This window comes from Burkholderiales bacterium (genome assembly GCA_035560005.1).
Classification (GTDB): Bacteria; Pseudomonadota; Gammaproteobacteria; order Burkholderiales; family Eutrophovitaceae; genus DASRFY01.
Genome location: DATMAN010000019.1, coordinates 21,604 through 38,383, shown reverse-complemented (window position 1 = coordinate 38,383; position 16,780 = coordinate 21,604). Strand labels below are relative to the sequence as shown.

Annotated in this window: 13 protein-coding genes and 2 pseudogenes; 11 read left to right on the top strand and 4 right to left on the bottom strand. The window is 64.8% G+C overall.

The annotated features are described in order from the left end of the window. The 5 genes and pseudogenes from VNM24_01950 to VNM24_01930 all read left to right on the top strand — a co-directional run. The coding region (locus VNM24_01950; GenBank protein ID HWQ37361.1) for an FAD:protein FMN transferase at positions 1 to 841 on the top strand (841 nt) is incomplete at its 5' end. Positions 842 to 1,077: 236 nt separating this feature from the next. Continuing rightward, a complete protein-coding gene (locus tag VNM24_01945; GenBank protein ID HWQ37360.1) occupies positions 1,078 to 3,081 on the top strand; it encodes a 4Fe-4S binding protein in 2,004 nt (667 codons plus the stop codon). 423 nt (positions 3,082 to 3,504) lie between these two features. Continuing rightward, a pseudogene (locus VNM24_01940) lies at positions 3,505 to 4,436 on the top strand (IS481 family transposase). A 64-nt stretch (positions 4,437 to 4,500) separates the two neighbouring features. Next, positions 4,501 to 4,687: pseudogene (locus VNM24_01935) on the top strand (IS1595 family transposase). 108 nt (positions 4,688 to 4,795) lie between these two features. After that, on the top strand, positions 4,796 to 5,533 hold the full coding sequence (locus VNM24_01930; protein ID HWQ37359.1) for a hypothetical protein: 738 nt from the start codon (positions 4,796 to 4,798) through the stop codon (positions 5,531 to 5,533). Positions 5,534 to 5,643: 110 nt separating this feature from the next. Here the strand turns inward: VNM24_01930 and VNM24_01925 are convergent, their stop codons facing one another. The 3 genes from VNM24_01925 to VNM24_01915 form a co-directional block, all read right to left on the bottom strand. Beyond that, the gene (locus VNM24_01925; protein HWQ37358.1) at positions 5,644 to 6,984 is read right to left on the bottom strand and encodes an enoyl-CoA hydratase/isomerase family protein; all 1,341 of its coding nucleotides are present in this window, start codon (positions 6,982 to 6,984) and stop codon (positions 5,644 to 5,646) included. A gap of 246 nt (positions 6,985 to 7,230) precedes the next feature. Beyond that, entirely contained in the window at positions 7,231 to 8,529 is a 1,299-nt protein-coding gene (gene paaK, locus VNM24_01920; GenBank protein HWQ37357.1) for a phenylacetate--CoA ligase PaaK, read from the bottom strand. Between the two features lie 47 nt (positions 8,530 to 8,576). Beyond that, a complete protein-coding gene (locus VNM24_01915) occupies positions 8,577 to 9,686 on the bottom strand; it encodes an NAD(P)/FAD-dependent oxidoreductase (protein ID HWQ37356.1) in 1,110 nt (369 codons plus the stop codon). 99 nt (positions 9,687 to 9,785) lie between these two features. On the opposite strand from VNM24_01915, the gene VNM24_01910 reads away from it, so the two are divergent. Then, complete coding sequence (locus VNM24_01910; GenBank protein ID HWQ37355.1) at positions 9,786 to 10,628, top strand: DUF3025 domain-containing protein; 843 nt, start codon at positions 9,786 to 9,788, stop codon at positions 10,626 to 10,628. 92 nt (positions 10,629 to 10,720) lie between these two features. Here VNM24_01910 and VNM24_01905 read toward each other — a convergent pair whose 3' ends face one another. Beyond that, complete coding sequence (locus VNM24_01905; protein HWQ37354.1) at positions 10,721 to 11,788, bottom strand: GGDEF domain-containing protein; 1,068 nt, start codon at positions 11,786 to 11,788, stop codon at positions 10,721 to 10,723. A 637-nt stretch (positions 11,789 to 12,425) separates the two neighbouring features. Between VNM24_01905 and VNM24_01900 the strand changes: the two genes are divergently transcribed. The 5 genes from VNM24_01900 (at position 12,426) to VNM24_01880 (ending at position 16,730) form a co-directional block, all read left to right on the top strand. Then, positions 12,426 to 12,848, top strand: a complete 423-nt coding sequence (locus VNM24_01900; GenBank protein ID HWQ37353.1) for a rubrerythrin family protein — start codon at positions 12,426 to 12,428, stop codon at positions 12,846 to 12,848. A gap of 89 nt (positions 12,849 to 12,937) precedes the next feature. Continuing rightward, positions 12,938 to 14,269 carry a heterodisulfide reductase-related iron-sulfur binding cluster gene (locus VNM24_01895; protein HWQ37352.1) on the top strand — a complete coding sequence of 444 codons (1,332 nt, stop codon included), beginning with the start codon at positions 12,938 to 12,940 and terminating at the stop codon, positions 14,267 to 14,269. A 23-nt stretch (positions 14,270 to 14,292) separates the two neighbouring features. Further along, a complete protein-coding gene (locus VNM24_01890; protein HWQ37351.1) occupies positions 14,293 to 14,880 on the top strand; it encodes a DUF3501 family protein in 588 nt (195 codons plus the stop codon). Positions 14,881 to 14,965: 85 nt separating this feature from the next. After that, a complete protein-coding gene (locus VNM24_01885; protein HWQ37350.1) occupies positions 14,966 to 16,174 on the top strand; it encodes a cyclopropane-fatty-acyl-phospholipid synthase family protein in 1,209 nt (402 codons plus the stop codon). Continuing rightward, positions 16,161 to 16,730: a CNP1-like family protein gene (locus tag VNM24_01880; GenBank protein HWQ37349.1), complete on the top strand. Its 570-nt coding sequence runs from the start codon at positions 16,161 to 16,163 to the stop codon at positions 16,728 to 16,730. Before VNM24_01885 ends, VNM24_01880 begins: the two co-directional genes overlap by 14 nt. Positions 16,731 to 16,780: the final 50 nt, after the last annotated feature.

The following is a 16,780-nucleotide window of genomic DNA, read 5'->3' as shown; positions in this document are numbered from 1 at the left end:
TGAGCTGGCCGCGATCAATCGGGCGATGTCTACCTACGATCCTCGGTCGGAGCTGTCGCAATTCAACAGCCGACAGGATCTCCGTTGGGCGCCTGCGTCGCGGGGCCTGCTCGAGGTGCTCGACAGCGCATCGCGGATCAGCACCGCGACTGAAGGTGCGTTCGATGTCACCGTCGGACCGTTGGTCGATCTCTGGGGATTCGGTCCGCAGTACCGTACCCGGCGAGTTCCGCATGACGCGGCCATCGAGCAGGTTCTGGAGAGCGTGGGCTACCAGCACGTGCAAATCGACCCATCCGCCGGCGCGATCCGAAAGAGACACAGTCGCACCCAGGTCGACTTGAGCGCAATTGCCAAGGGGTACGGTGTCGATCGGGTGGCCATGATCCTGGATCGGCAGGGGTTTGGCGACTACCTGGTGGAAATCGGCGGAGAACTGCGGGCCAGGGGCACCACGGCGGCGGGAAGACCCTGGAGGGTCGGCATCGAGCGCCCGGTGCAGGGTCGACGCGTCCTCGGAGAGATCGTCGTCCTCGAGAACCGGGCGATTGCCACCTCCGGCACCACCAAAGACTTCTTCGAGGAGGAAGGGCGGCACTATTCGCACTGCATCGATCCTGCGACGGGGCGGCCGGTCGAACATGCACCCATGGCGGTGAGCGTGGTCGCCGATACGGCCATGGAAGCCGACGCATGGGCCACCGCACTGCTCGTCCTCGGACCGGAGCGAGGATACGCATTGGCCCAGGCGCGCGGTCTCGCGGCCTTGCTCGTGACGGCCTCCGGGCCCACATTCGACGTCCGTGCCACCGACGCGCTTCGTGCCCACCTCGTTGGCTAGCACGCAGTTGTCATGAGACCAGGACGAATCGTGCCTATCCGGTGGTCGCACAAGGGGGCGAGGCACCCGCAGCCATGCATCGTGTGAGTCCCAGCCGATGCAAGGTCTGGTCCGGTCTTGGGATCCAGACGGGGACATCTCGGCCTTGCGCGCGTCCTAGCCCGGTGGCGCTGTCTCTGTCTTGTACCATCGCGTTCGTCTTCCTGGTAAGTCTCGCGCTCGGTGTTTCCGGATCCGTGCGCGCGGCGCAGCAGCCCGACTGGTTGAAGAAAGACACACTTGATCGCCTGTTCCCCGAGGCGATCTATACCGGCCCGCGGTCTGGAGAGCCGCCAGCGGTTCCTGTTTACCGCACCGGGGCTCTCATCGGCTATCTGTTCTCTACCGATGAACTGACAGATGTCGTCGGCTTCTCCGGTGCACCGTTCAACTTCGTGGTCGGACTGGATCTGCAGGGGAAGATCGTCGGCGTCGTCCTCGTAGAACATGCTGAGCCGATCATCACCGACTACAGCTCCGTGGGTGCGCGGCTTGCGCATTTCGTCGAGCAGTACGCCGGTCTTGACCCGGGCGGTTCGATTTCGCTCTCCGGCCAGGGCACGCCGGGCGGTATCGACGGCATCAGCTCGGCGACGGTGAGTGCGCGGGCTTTCAACAATGCCATTGTTCAGAGCGCCCGCCTGGTGGCCCGCTCTCGCGGGCTTGCGGCTGGCGCCGTGTCCACCGCCATGGTCGATATCGCGAGTTTCGAACCCTTGACCTGGTCGGAGCTCATCGCGGCGGGCGCGGTAGAGCGCATCCGGATTCACGATGGCGGCGAGGCGGGCACAGGTGGCGAAGATGTCGCGCTCGATCTTCATGTGGCCGTGGTCAATCCCCCCTCGATCGGTCGCAATCTTCTCGGCCCCATGCGCTACGGCGAGCACGTGGCGGTGCATAGCCCGCAGGACCTGATCGTGCTGCTCATGGGGAAGGGACCCTGGTCCTTCGTCGGCACCAAGGTGTTCGACACGGGCACCTTCGATCGGGTCCGGATCGAGCAGGGTGGACGCACATTCGTGCTGCAGCGTGCGCCAAAGCTCTACGTATATTTCCCGTTCGTCTCGGCCAAAGGGGCGCCGAAGTTCGATGAGATCGGCCTGTTTCGCATACCGGCCGAGAGCGGGATCGATGTGCTCGCGCCGTGGCAGTTGGTAATAACGGTCGGCGGCCCCGGTTCTGGCGTGCAAACGCGGGAGTTCAAGATCGGCTACAGCCTGCCCTCGCGCTTCGTACTGCCCCCGGCCGGGCCGTCCTCCCAGGCGCCGCTCGCTGCGCCTTGGCAAGAGAGCTGGCGCGCGCAGGCGCACCACATCGTCGTGCTCGGCTTTGGCCTGCTGGTGCTCACCGTCCTGCTGATCGCGCTGCACAGGCTGACGCGCCACGCGCGTCTGTATCAGGCGCTGCGCATCGGCTTCCTGCTCTTCACGCTGGTTTGGATCGGCTGGATCGCGGGGGCGCAGCTGAGCATCATCAACGTTTTTGCGTGGTTGCACGGACTCATCGACGGCAACGGCCTGGCCGTGCTCCTCGCCGACCCGTTGCTGTGCGTGTTGCTGGCGTTCGTGGTGGTGAGCTTCGTCATTTGGGGCCGTGGCGTGTTCTGCGGCTGGCTGTGCCCGTTCGGGGCGCTCCAGGAGCTGCTGGCCAAGCTCGCCCGCCTCGTCCGCTTGCCCCAGTGGTCGCCGTCGTACCGCGCTCACCGCAGGTTATGGCGCTTGAAGTACGTGTCGCTCGCTGTCCTGGCCCTCGCCGCTCTGCACGGACTGCAGACGATGGCGCTCGCCGCCGAGATCGAGCCGTTCAAGACCGTCATCTCGCTCGCAATGGATCGCGCCTGGCCATACGTGGTGTACGCGTTGATGCTTCTCGCCGCCGGCCTGTTCATCGAACGGGCGTTTTGCCGGTTTCTCTGCCCGCTGGGCGCGGCGTTGGCGATCGGCGGCCGGCTGCGGCTGCGCCGGTTCAGGATACTGGAGCGGCGTCCGGAATGCGGCAATCCCTGCCAGCTGTGCGCAAGGCGCTGCCCGATCCAGGCCATCGAACCGAGCGGCGCGATCAACATGGACGAGTGCTTCTACTGCCTCGACTGCCAGGTCATCCACAACGATGCGAACGTGTGTCCGCCGCTGGTGAACGAGGCAAGGCGCAACCGCAAGCTCGCCGTTGCAGCGCCGGGTCGGATCCCCGCGGCCCAGTGAGATCGGCTGCTTCCGCCGAATCCTGCCGGCCTGCGACCAATACATATCGAGCTGGTCGACCCGCGCGAATCAGTGCAGCACCCGAGCGGGCACCTGCCGCTGGACTGCGGCGAGATCTTCTGGCCTCAACGCAACTGTCTCGGCGGCTATCACTCCCAGCTTCTCTGCCACTTCGCGGAAGAGGGTCGCCAGATGGACCTGCCCAAGACACCCCGGCAACGAACACCTCCTCCCTTACGCAGCAGTGACGGGACACCGGTCAACACGACCCCCCGGGGCACGAACCACGGTCGCGCGCGGCGGTGCTGATGCAAAGTCCGCGGCCTAGCTGTGATGGCCCAATAGGTTGTTTCTGTTCATTCGGACTGAGTCTGAGAGACTGGGAGGTGCGAACCGTGCCGCATCTTTCAGGAGCTCAGCCGAATGAACACCCACAAGAATGCCCGACTCACCTTCGCCCGTCGACTGGAGCTGGTGATGGATATTCTGGAACGAGGACACACGTTGTGCGCGGCCGCGGCCGCGCACAACGTGAGCGTGCCCGCCGCGCGTAAGTGGCTCGGCCGCTACCTGGCCGAACGCTGCTCGCGCCCCGAGCGCAGTCCCCGGGCAATCGCCCCGGCGGTGGCGCTGGCGATCGTGGAGCTGCGCCGCCGGCGCCTGATCCAGGGGCGCATTGCTGCGAGCCTCGGGGTGTCCAAGAGCACCGTGGGCCGGGTGCTGGCCCGCGCCGGGCTGTCGCGGCTTTGCGACCTCGAGCCCGCCGAGCCGGTGGTGCGCTACGAGCATGCCCACCGCGGGGACCTCGTGCATATCGACACCAAGAAGCTCGGGCGCATCGAGCGCATCGGCCATCGCATCACTGGCGATCGGCGCGACTCGGTCGACGGAGCCGGCTGGGAGTTCCTGTTCGTGGCGATCGACGACCGGGCAAGGATCGGCTTCACCGACCTGTACCTCGACGAGCGCAAGGGCAGCGCCGTGCAGTTCCTGAACAACACCGTGGGCTACTTCGCCCGCCTCGGGGTGCGCGTCAAGCGCGTGCTCACCGATAACGGCTCGGCGTTTCGCTCCAAGGCCTTCGCCCGCGCCTGCCGGCGCTTGGGGCTTGCGCACAGCTTCACCCGCCCGTACCGACCCCAGACCAACGGCAAGGCCGAGCGCTTCATCCAGTCCGCACTGCGCGAGTGGGCCTACGGAATCGTCTACAACCATTCCACCGAGCGCGCCGCCATGCTCGAGCGCTGGACTCATCACTACAACTGGCATCGCCCTCACCAAGGCATATCGGGGGCCTCGCACCAATCAGTCGCCTGGCTCAGTCCAGAAACAACCTCTTGACGCTTCACACCTAGCGCTAACTAAGTTGTACATCCGTAAGGGCTATTCGCTTTGCTCCACTTTGGCCAAAGTAGCCGGGTGGAAGAGGCGAAGGCAGGCCCGGTAGCGGGCAAAAGTACCGCCGGATCGTGGAACGAGTTTCTGGATTGGTTTGCGACGGAAGAAGCGTGCCAGACGTATCTGGAGAAGCGAAGCGGTGCTGGCAGGGTGGTTCGTGTGTCCGTGCCGCGGCAGCGTTGCCGGCGCGTACCGCACCAGCCGGAGCCATCGGGGACGAAGCACAGGGCGCATATCCGGCCTATACTTCTCGGGCGGCTAAGTTGGCGCTTGAATGCGAGTGACGTGTGCCGCCTCGTCGCGACGGGGTAAGAGGATGCGTTTGTTCAAGGGGCTGGCGGATTTTCGTACTTTCCGGGAGGAGTGGCGCAAACAGGGCGCCTTGGGCGCTCTGAAAACGGCGCGCGAAGCCATGCGCTTGCGCCTGCAGATTGCCGGCGATCGGCGCTTCGACCGCACGTACGGGGTTGACACCTGTGGCCTCACGTTGCTGACCGATCTTTCGGTCGGTGGCGGGAACATCGCCGATTGCGTCTATTACGACCCCACACCGGTTCGGTTACTCCAGCGCATATTCCGCAAGCTGCCCCGCGAGCTGGACGAGTACATATTCGTGGATTTCGGCTCCGGCAAGGGTAGAGTGTTGCTAGCGGCTTCGCGGCTGCCGTTCCGGCGCATCATCGGCGTCGAGTTCGCGCGCGAGCTGCACGAGATCGCCACGCGCAACATCGAGATCTACCGGGATCCGGCGCAACGCTGTCGTGACATCCAATCGGTCTGCATCGACGCCCGCGAGTTCGAGATCCCGCCCGATAAGTGCGTGCTGTTTTTCTATCGCCCGTTCTCCGGACCGGTGTTCCACCGGGTGTTGGAGCGGATCGTGGCATCGTATCGCGCAAATCCGAGGAAGATGTATCTGGTCTATTGCTGCCCGTTCTCGGATGATCCATTCAAGTCGCTGGATTTCGCACGCAAGATCCCCCTGCCGGCCCCGCTGTTCGAGCGCCTGCTTCCCGGGGGCATCGGTGCCGTGCTCTATGAAACCCGGGAATAACCTGCGTCGCCGGCGACATGAACGTATCTGAACCCGACCACATGACCTTATTTCCTGGTCGGACGTCGTTTCGCTTATTTCCTCTGCGTTGGGTGTTGATGTCGATCTGATCAAGGTTTGCGGTTCTGCGCGTCCCAGTAGCGCTCGAGGTTGTCGATGAGCGCCGGGCTGAAGTGGCAATAGGCCTGCTCCAAGGCGTAGACCGCGCAGTAATTGCGAAAGAGGTCCAGCGGTTCCTGCGCGACGCGGAACGCTCGGCGGTTGGCCGCCGCGCTGACCATGCCGGAGTGGGTGAAGTTGTCGACGACCCGTGCGATCGCGGCATCGATCTCCGACTGCGGCACGACCTCGTCGCAGACCAGCCGCCCCTGCGGGCTCGCGCAATCGATCCGGCGCTGATACAGGATCGCTTCGCGCGCGATCCGGTCGCCGGTGAAGCGCGCCAGCCGCAGGTTCGCTGCGCCGGGAATGATCCCCTCCTTGCGCGCCGGCAGCGTCATGTAGGCATCGTCCGCCGCCAGGACGTAATCCATGGTGAGCAGGTACTGGCAATGCCCGCCGATCGCGAAGCCTTCGACGACCGCCATCCACGGCTTGTCGATGGTCTCCCCGGTTACGTCGTCGGGCGCGACCTCCGGTCGCGCGAGGCCGCGGAAGAATTTGTGCACGAAACCCAGCTCGCGCTGCAGGTACCAGATGTACGGAATCCTGCCGCGGTACAGGTGCGTAAGGTTGATGCCGCTGCCCAGCACGCGCCGATCCTGGTATTTGCCTGTCTGCACCACATCGCCGCGCAGCACCGCGATCTCGGTAGCCGGGTCCAGAATCGCGAGATCCACCGCGATCTCGGTGTGATCGATCGTGGTGTTGTCTTCCGCGTTCAGGTAGCGCGGGTTCTTGAGCGTGACGACGGACGCCTTGCCTTCGCGCCGCACTTGCGCCGGCCCGAGATCGATCCGCCCCGTCTTGCGCAGCTCGGACAGGCGCTCTAGCGCCTCGGGGCGCGGAAGCAGCATCGCGTGGCACAGGTGCCGCCCGGCCACCGGATCCGCGAGGATGGCCCATACGAGGATGCCCTGGTCGATCTCGTGTCCTTCCTTGTCGCGCAGGGGCAGCGCGGACTCCTTCTCGACTTCTTCCCGGGCCGGGACCAGACCGGGCACCAGCGCGGCCGCGTCGTAGACCAGCCGCTGAACGCGCACGAAGCGCGACCGCCCGTCCGTCAGCCGGTCGTAGATTGTGCGGGCATGCGCGAGCGCGAACCGCTTGCGCGCTTCCCGCGCGGCTCGCTTCAGTTCTTCCGCAGCTTCGGCTTCCTGCGCGCGGCGCGCTGGCCTGACCGGCAGGCGCGCGAGCGCTTCGGCCGTCCGCCGCCAGAACCTCGCATAGCGCTCGCAGTCCTGCTCGAAGTCCCCCGTGTTTGTCGGTATCTCGGCTCGCCAGTCGCTCATCTTCGGTGTCGCCTCAAGACCCGCATCAAGACCTCAACGCCGAGACGCACAGGCCCTGGAGAGGAAACAGCGCGAGAGTGGATTCACGGCGACTCGGACGCATCGCTTGATGGTACAAGCCTCTTTGGTGGTTCGCTTCCAGGGCCTTCAATCGGCGCAGCCGAGTCTCGCATTCATCCAAATCACTGTCACTTCCTTTGCTTGAACTCTGCGTCCGCCGCGTCTTCCGCGGTGAGAGCGTCATCTTCAGGTCTTGGGGCGCTTGTCGATGACGCGAACCGCCTTGCCCTGAGAGCGGGCAACGGTGCCGGGCTCGACGACCCGGACGGTGGCAGTGACGCCGATGTAGCCCTTGATCAGCCGCTGGACATCCTGCTCGAGGGCGCTGCGTGCGGCGAGCGCGAGCGGGCCGGGGATCTCCGCCCTGCGTTCCACCACCACATCCAGCTCGTCCAGATGACCGTCTCGGCGCACCTCGAGGACATAGTGCGGCGAGAGCTTTTCCTGCTCGAGGAGAAGTTCTTCGATCTGCGACGGGAAGACGTTCACGCCGCGGATGATCAGCATGTCGTCGGTACGGCCGGTGATGCGCGCCAGGCGCCGCATGGTGCGCGCGCTGCCCGGCAGCAGGCAGGTCAGATCCCGCGTGCGGTAGCGGATGACCGGCATGCCGATCTTGGTGAGCGAAGTCAGTACCAGCTCGCCGGTCTGCCCGTCGGGCAACACGGCGCCGGTCTGCGGATCGACGATCTCGGGATAAAAGTGATCCTCCCAGATCGTGAGCCCGTCCTTGGTTTCGAGGCATTCCTGGGCAACGCCAGGCCCGATCACCTCCGAAAGTCCGTAGATGTCGAGCGCGTCGAGCCCCATGCGCTGCTCGATCGCCCTGCGCATGCTCTCGCTCCAGGGCTCGGCGCCGAAGATTCCGGCGCGAAGCGACGACTTCGCCGGATCGCATCCCTGGCGGACGAACTCGTCGGCGATCACCAGCATGTAGGAGGGTGTGCACATGATGATGTCGGGTTCGAGATCGCGGATGAGCTGAACCTGCCGTTCGGTCATGCCGCCGCTGACCGGAATCACGGTGGCGCCCAGTGCCTCTCCTCCGTAGTGCGCGCCCAGCCCGCCGGTGAACAGCCCGTAGCCATAGGCGACGTGGATCTTGTCGATGGATCGTCCGCCTGCCGCGCGGATCGAGCGCGCCATGAGGCCGGCCCAGGTGTCGATGTCTTCCCGCGTGTAGCCGACCACGGTCGGCTTGCCGGTGGTGCCGCTGGAGGCGTGGAGGCGCACGATTCTTTCCATCGGCACGGCAAACATCCCGAAAGGATAGTTGGTGCGCAGGTCCGCCTTCGTGGTAAAGGGGAACTTCGCCAGGTCGCAGAGCTCGCGCAGGTCTCCGGGATGCGCGCCTATCGCATCGAATGCCCGGCGATAATGTGGCACGTGCTCGTAGGCATGCACCAGCGTGTGCTTCAGCCGCTCGAGCTGTAGCGCGTGCAGCTCGTCGCGGCTCGCTTTCTCGATCGGCTCCAGCCTATCCATCGTTCCCATGCGCCTGTGCCTGCGTACCCCGCTGGGTCATTGTGGCGCTAACCCGCATCGAGCAGCGCGCGGACTCGGCGCGCGATGGCGAGCGAGGCGGTCAGGCCCGGGGATTCGATCCCGAACAGGTTCACCGCTCCGGACACGCCGTGTTCGCGCGGTCCCTGGATCATGAAGTCGGCCGCCGGGTCGTTGGGACCCGAGATCTTCGGGCGGATGCCGGTATAGCCGGGCTGGAGCTGACCTTCCTTCAGGTCGGGGTAGTAATGACGAATGGCGCGGTAGAAGAGCGGCGCACGCGCGTGATCGAAGCGATAGTCGACGCCTTCGATCCATTCGAGGTCCGGTCCGAAGCGTGCCTGCCCGCCGAGATCGAGCGTGACGTGCACGCCCAGAAAGGCCGTGTGAGCCACCGGGTAGACGAGATGATTGAACGGCGAGGGGCCTGACAGCGTGTAGTAGTGCGCCTTGGCGAAATACTCCCGCGGTACCTTGCCGGAGGGCATCCCCTGGATGGAGCGCGCGACGCGAGGGGCGAACAGTCCGGCGCAGTTTACGACCATGTTGCAGCAGATCCTCATCGGCTCGGCGCCGCCGACTTCCAGGACGATGCCCTCGGCGGTCACCCGCCCGGAGTGGACCGGGCTGCGAAAGGCCACCACCGCGCCGTGGTTCTCCGCTTCGCCCTGCAGCGCAAGCATCAAGGCGTGGCTGTCGATGATCCCCGTCGAGGGCGACCACACGCCGCCCACGCCACGCACGGCGGGCTCCAGGCGAGACAGCTCGGCCTTGTCCAGCCAGCGCAGGTCGTCCACCCCGTTGGCGCGCGCCTTGTCGATGTAGCCTCGCACGATATCGATCTCGGATTCGTCGCAAGCCACGATCACCTTCCCCAGATTGGCGTGCGGGATGCCGTGCTCGCGGCAGTAGGCGTAGAGCAGCCGCTTGCCTTCCACGCAGAGCTTCGCTTTCAGCGAGCCCTGCGGGTAGTAGATCCCGGCGTGGATGACTTCGGAGTTGCGCGAACTGGTGTGCTCGCCGATATGCGCCTCGGCTTCCAGGACCACGACCTCCCGTCCGGCAAGCGCCAGTTCGCGCGCGACCGCGAGGCCGATCACGCCCGCTCCGATCACCGCGCAATCGATCCTCTCCGTCACCGCCTCGGTTCCTGTTGCTCTCGAAGGGCGCCAATGCTAAAGGAAAAGCCGCATCGACACCGCAGAGCGCGCTGCGTTAAGGTTTGGATCCGGGACCTCATGGCCGATTTCTGGAACGTCGACTGGTTGACCCGCTCGCCGATGTTCGCGCCGCTGCGAGACGTCGGCGCGCGGCTGCCAAAGATCGGCTGGCCGGACACGGCCGTGCTCGACGCGATGGCGGACGAGAGCGGCCGGCGGATCGTCAACGCCAATGGCGTGCGCATCCGCTTTGTCGAGCAGCGCGGCAAGCCGCGCCGGTTCGAGGAGCGGTTCGAGCCGAGCGCGTTTTTGCGCGCCGAAGTGCCGGTGCGCCGCTTCAGCTGGCATGACCTGTTCAACGCGCTGGTGTGGATGACGTTTCCCACCGCCAAGGCGGCGCTAAACGCGCGCCACTACCAGGCCATGGCGGCGCGGGAGGGCCCGGTGCGCAGCCGGGAAGAGGATGCGCTGACGCTGTTCGACGAAGAGGGCATGGTGGTGTTGTCGAGCGACGGCGAGTTGCTGGAGCTGCTGCGCGGCTTTCGCTGGCGCGAGCTGTTCTGGGCGCGCAGGCCCGCGGTGATCGAGCGCATGCGCTTCGTGCTGTTCGGCCATGCGCTCTACGAAAAGGCGCTCAGGCCCTTCGTGGGGATGACCGGCAAGGCGCTGCTGTTCCTGGTTTCTCAGCGGGTCATCGCGCTGCAGAACGAGGCCCTGCGCAAGGAAATCGATCGGATCGCGGGGTTGCACCTGTGGGGGGCGGCCAACCTGCGGGATGGCCGCGCGTTCAGCCCGCTTCCCGTACTGGGCGTGCCGGGATGGTGGCCGGCGAACGAAACGGAGGACTTCTACCGCAACGCGAGCTACTTCCGGGCCGGGCGCGTGACGCGGGGACGCGTGACCAGAGACAGTGAAGGGTGACCAGAGACAGCGGCGAGGAACAAGTGAGGAGTGAGAGGCCGAACAAGGAATCGAGTCGGTGTTTCGTTCTTGCCCGTCACCCGTCGCTGGTTCTAGCTGATTTCTTCGGTCGCGTACAGGGCGACCTGGTTGCGGCCGCGCTGCTTGGCGCGATACATCGCCTTGTCCGCCTTGTCGAGAATCACTTCGAGATTGCCGCCGTCTTCCGGGTAACTGGCGATGCCGATGCTGACGGTGACGTTGGTGTCGCCCCCCCGGACGTCGAAGCGCGACGACTCGATCGACTTGCGGATGCGTTCGGCCATCTCCTGGGCACCATGCCGGTTGGTTTCCGGCAGCAGGATCACGAACTCGTCCCCGCCGAAGCGCGCCATCACGTCCGAACCGCGCAGCTCGTCGCGAATGCAGCGCACCAGGTGTTGCAGCAGGCGGTTTCCGGTTTCGTGGCCGTGCGCGTCGTTGATGGCCTTGAGGTTGTCGGAATCGATCATCACCACCGACAGCGGGTGTCCGTGCCGCACCGATTGCTTGAAGGTGCGCTGCAGGATCGAGGAGAAGGCGCGCATGTTGTACAGGCCTGTCAGGTCGTCGGTGTCGGACACCTGCTTGATCTTGTCGACGGCATAGCGGATGTCCGCCGCGAGCATGGTCGTGATGTAGGCGACCAGGATGACCGGCGCGACCAGGGCGAGCAACGAGCCCCAGTAGGTCAGTGCGGAGAAATCCGCGCGCTGCGGATCGTAGGCGAGGGCCATGTAGCACAGGGCGATCGCGGCAACCGCGATGGCCGTCATCAGCTTGCCGAGGATCAGGCTGCTGGCGATGATCGGCAGCAGGTAGAGGTTGAGCAACGGGCTTTCGATGCGCCCCGAATAAGTCACCACCCAAGTGATGAACACGATCATCACCCAAGTTTCCACGGCGAGTTTGGCGCGGGACTCCCGGCGATAGAACTGCACGTAGTGAAGCGCGAGAATGAAGGCGCCGAGAAAGAACAGCCCCATGTGGATCGCGATGCGTCCCTCCTCCTTGGGGCCGCCAGCCAGCAGGTAGAGCAGGACGAGAATGAGCAACAGCCACTCGATCTCGGCGATCGTGCGGGCAAAGCCCTTCAGTTCGTCCTGCTCGATGGCCAGTGCGAGGCTGGTTCTTGTGAGCATTGCTGAGTCGTTGTTGGAGTAAGAACCGGTCGATCCGGGCGCAAGCGTAAACGCTTTCCGGGCGGAGTTCCAGAGACCCGCGCCAACGAACGAACTTCGGGCGCGAAGGCGATCATGACGCCGGTGTATGCACACGTATGCCGTAGCGGCTGCGGCGCGTGCACGAGCGCGATCCTCGAGGCGCAGCGCGATGCATCCGGTGGCGTGCCGACGCACGGACAATTGATCGGATCGGGCGCGCGACCGGAGCCGCACCCGAAGTGCTGCGCGGGGCCCGCAGCGAAGAAGGACACCACGGGAGGCTTTCCGTCGACAATGACGGCGTGCAGGGGAGTCTCCGGAGGATTTCCCTCGCACCCGGCAAGAAGGCCGTACCTTGCGGTCGGTTCGCAGGATCGCTTGGCCCGGCCTGCAGTGGCATGGCGCCGGAGACCCTCCTCAGACGGTCAACAAGGCATTGGTTTTAAGGGAGTTTTGTCTTGGTATTGCTGGCCGCCGAACCGCTGGTTTGACAGCGCACGAGGCAGCGCCTACACTTGGTTCACAAATTAGAGTTAGTCTAATTGTCGCGTCGGGCACGGCCACGAGTCCGCTGCGTGTTGAGCGATGAACAAGATCTTCCAAGGAGGTTGCCGAAATGAAATCCCTGAAAGGTTCGAAGACCGAAAGCAATCTGAAGTACGCCTTCGCGGGCGAGTCGCAGGCGAACCGCCGCTATCTGTACTTCGCGGCGAAGGCCGACGTCGAAGGCCAGAACGACGTGGCGGCGATCTTCCGCTCCACTGCGGAAGGCGAGACCGGCCACGCACACGGCCATCTCGAATACCTCGAGCAGGTGGGTGACCCGGCCACCGGGCTGCCGATCGGGCGCACCCGCGAAAACCTGAAGGCCGCCATCGCGGGCGAGACGCACGAGTACACCGACATGTATCCGGGCATGGCGAAGGCGGCACGCGAGGAAGGTTTCGACGAGATCGCCGACTGGTTCGAGACGTTGGCCAAAGCCGAGCGCTCCCACGCCAACCGCTTCCAGAAGGCGCTGGACGCGCTCGTAGACTGAGCTTCGAGGCCCAAGGGTGAAGGCGGAAGGCTGAAGTTCAGCCCCCGCCTTCGCGTCCCTGCGATCCCTTATCCTTAATCTCGGCTCTCATGCGCGAAGGCTCCCTCGAGGCACCCACCCGCCATCCGATCGATTGGAAGTCCGCCGACTTCTACGACGAGACGAAGCTGTTCGGCGAGCTGCACCGCGTTTTCGACATCTGTCATGGCTGCCGGCGCTGCGTGAACCTTTGCACGGCCTTTCCCTCGCTGTTCGATTTGATCGACGAGGGAAAGACCGGTGAGCTCGACGGGGTGGAACGCAAGGACTACTGGAAGGTCGTCGACAAGTGCTACCTGTGCGACATGTGCTACATGACCAAGTGTCCGTACGTGCCGCCGCACCCGTGGAACGTCGACTTTCCGCACCTGATGTTGCGCGCGAAGGCGGTGAAGTACAGGAAGGGCGAGACGAAGTTCAGGGACCGGCTTCTCACGAGCACCGACGCGGTGGGCAAGCTGGCCTCGATCCCGGTGGTGGTGCAGATGGTGAACGCGGTGAACAAGGCTCCGGCGGCCCGCAAGATCATGGAGTCCACGCTGGGCATCCACAAGGACCGCGTGCTGCCCGAGTACACCAGTGCCCGGTTCCGCAGCCGGGCGAAGCCGGTCGACACGTTTCCGGTCAGGGTGGGGAAGAACACCCCCGGCAAGGTCGCGCTCTTTTCCACCTGCTACGTCAACTACAACGAGCCGGGGATCGGGCACGACCTCCTCAGAGTGCTCGAGCACAACGAGATCCCGGCGATCGTCGTGGAGAAGGAGTCCTGCTGCGGCATGCCCAAGCTGGAGCTTGGCGATCTGGACGCTGTGGCGAAGCTCAAGGCGAAGAACATTCCGGTGCTCGCAAGGCTGGCCCGTGAAGGTTACGCCATCCTCACGGCGGTGCCCTCCTGTACGCTGATGTTCAAGCAGGAGCTGCCGCTGATGTTTCCCGACGAAGAGGAGGTAAAGCTGGTGGCCGACGCCATGTTCGACCCGTTCGAATATCTGGTGCTGCGCCACCGCGACGGGCTGCTGAAGACCGACTTCAGGCAGCCGCTCGGCAAGGTGTCGTACCACGTTGCCTGTCACTTGCGGGTCCAGAACATGGGACAGAAGACGCGCGAGATGCTGGAGATGGTGCCCGGCACGACTGTCAACACGGTCGAACGCTGCTCCGGTCACGACGGCACCTGGGGCGTGAAGAAGGAGTACTTCGCCGAATCGATGAAGATCGGCCGTCCGGTCTTTCGCCAGATGGCGCAGCCGCAGCCGGACTACATCAGCTCCGATTGCGCCATCGCCGCCCGGCATATCGAACAGGGCGTGCGCGAGGCGGGGGCGCAGGGCGGACAGAAGCGCCATCCGATCACTCTGATCCGCATGGCGTACGGATTGTGAAAGACGGCAGGAGCCGCAAGCAGATGGGAACGATTACCCGCGAGAGCCTGATGTCGCTCGAACAATACGCCAAGGCGCGCAAGGACTTTCGCGCGCGCGTCATGGCGCACAAGCAGAACCGCAAGGTGCAGCTCGGCGAGCATCTGACCCTGCTGTTCGAGGACGAGCTGACGATGCGCTACCAAATTCAGGAGATGCTGCGCGCCGAGCGCATCTTCGAGGAGGAAGGCATCCAGGAGGAACTGGAGGCCTACAATCCGCTGGTGCCCGACGGGAGCAACTGGAAGGCCACCATGATGCTCGAGTATCCCGACGTGGACGAACGACGCCGCGCGCTTGCCAGGCTGAAGGGCATCGAGGACCGCGTCTGGGTGCGAGTGGAGGGCCAGCCCAGGGTCTACGCGATCGCCGACGAAGATCTGGAACGCGAGAACGAGCAAAAGACCGCTTCGGTGCATTTCCTGCGCTTCGAGCTGACCGACGCGATGAAGGACGCGCTGCGCCAGGGCAAGAGCCTTGCGGTCGGGGTCGATCACCCGAACTACACGTTTTCCGTCGACCGCGTGCCCGAGGGCGTGCGGCAGTCGCTGATCAACGATCTGAAGTTGTAGTCCTGCCGCTGCGAGCGGGCCTTTCCGAACGTACAATAAGGCGGCCGCCTGTCAGGGCGGCCGTTTTTTTGGGCCCAATTTATCAATGCTCGAAGCCACCCTCATCGGACAGCTCGAAAGCCGGCTGACCGCACTGAGCCTGCCGGTCTGCGTGAAACTCTGGAACGGCCGCACCATCGGCGCGCAGGACGCGAAGGTATGCATGATCCTGCGCTCGCCGCAGGCCATGCTTGCGCTCGTCAATCCCAGCCTCGGCAAGATCGCCAAGGCGTACGTCGAAGGCGACATCGACCTCGAAGGCAATGCGCGCGACACCGTTCGCCTCGGAGAAAAGCTCTTCGCCAGCGACGCCACGGTATATCGCAAGCGCTCCAAGGTCTGGAAATGGTGGCGTCACACCCGGCCGGCAGACCGCAAATCGATCCAGCATCACTACGACGTGGGCAACGAGTTCTACGGCCTGTGGCTGGACCGCAACCGGGTCTACTCCTGCGCCTACTTCAAGGAGGAGGACGACTCCCTGGATCTCGCGCAGGAGCAGAAGCTCGATCACATCTGCCGCAAGCTGACGCTGAAAACAGGCGAGTCTTTTCTCGACATCGGCTGCGGTTGGGGCGCGCTGATCCTCTGGGCAACGCGCAACTACGGCGTGCGCTCGCTCGGCATCACGCTTTCTGACGAGCAGCACGCCTACGTGAAGGAGCGCATCGAGGCGCTCGGCCTGGAAGGGCGCTGTGAAGTGCGGCTGATGGACTACCGCGATGTACCGGAAGACGCCCCGTTCGACAAGATCGCGAGCGTCGGCATGTTCGAGCACGTGGGCAAGCGCAACCTTGCGGCGTACTTCGCCAAGATCCACCGGCTGCTCAGGCCCGGCGGCCTGGTGATGAACCACGGCATCACGACCAACTCCCTCGAAGACGGGGAACTCGCCAGCGGCATCGGCGAGTTCGTGGACCAGTACGTCTTCCCCGGCGGCGAGCTGGTGCATGTGTCGCGCGTCGTCCGCGAGATGGCGGCGCAGCGACTGGAGCCGTGGGACGCCGAGTGCCTGCGGCCCCACTACGCGAAGACCCTCTGGCATTGGGTGAGCCGGCTCGAAGCCAATGCCGAGCGCGCGCGGCAGATCGTCGGCGAAAAGCGCTTTCGTACCTGGCGCATCTATATGGCGGGTTCCGCGCACGCCTTCGATCGTGGCTGGATCTCGATCTTCCAGATCCTCGGCGCCAAGCCGTTGCCGGACGGCACGCTGCCCTATCCACTGACGCGTGCCCACGTCTATGCGCCGCGCTGAGCGCTGGGTAGCGGTCGTTGCCATCGCCGGCACGCTCGGGGGCTGCGCGGGGGCAAAGTACGAAGCGCCGCGCGATCGCAACAACACCATCGACCCCGGCGGCCAGATCTTCGCGCCCGCGGGGGCGTGGAAGGAAGACCAGGTCACGATTCCCGCCTATCCCGAGAAAGCGAATCTGCTGCCATTCGAGATTTCCGGGCCCACCGACGACGTTCATCTCGTCGACACCCGCTCGATTTCCATCGGCAAGGACGGGGTCGTGCGTTACACCGTAGTCGTGCGCACGCCCGCGGGAGTCGAAAACGTTTCCTACGAAGGTATCCGCTGCGAGGAGCGCGAGTGGAAGGCCTATGCGTACGGACGGCGCGATGGCACCTGGGCATCGGCCCGAGAGGCCGGCTGGCGGCGCGTCGCCCGGCAGAAGGCGGATGATTTCCGCTATGCGCTGTACCGGGACTACTTCTGCCCGGACGGCCTGCCGCGCCGGACTGCGCAGGAAGTCGTCGCGTCGATCAAGCGGCAGTATCAGGCCGGGCCGCTGGACGAGAGGAAATAGCCTGGTCGCTAGATTCCGGCGTAACGTTGTCGCTCGCGCGAAAACGTGAG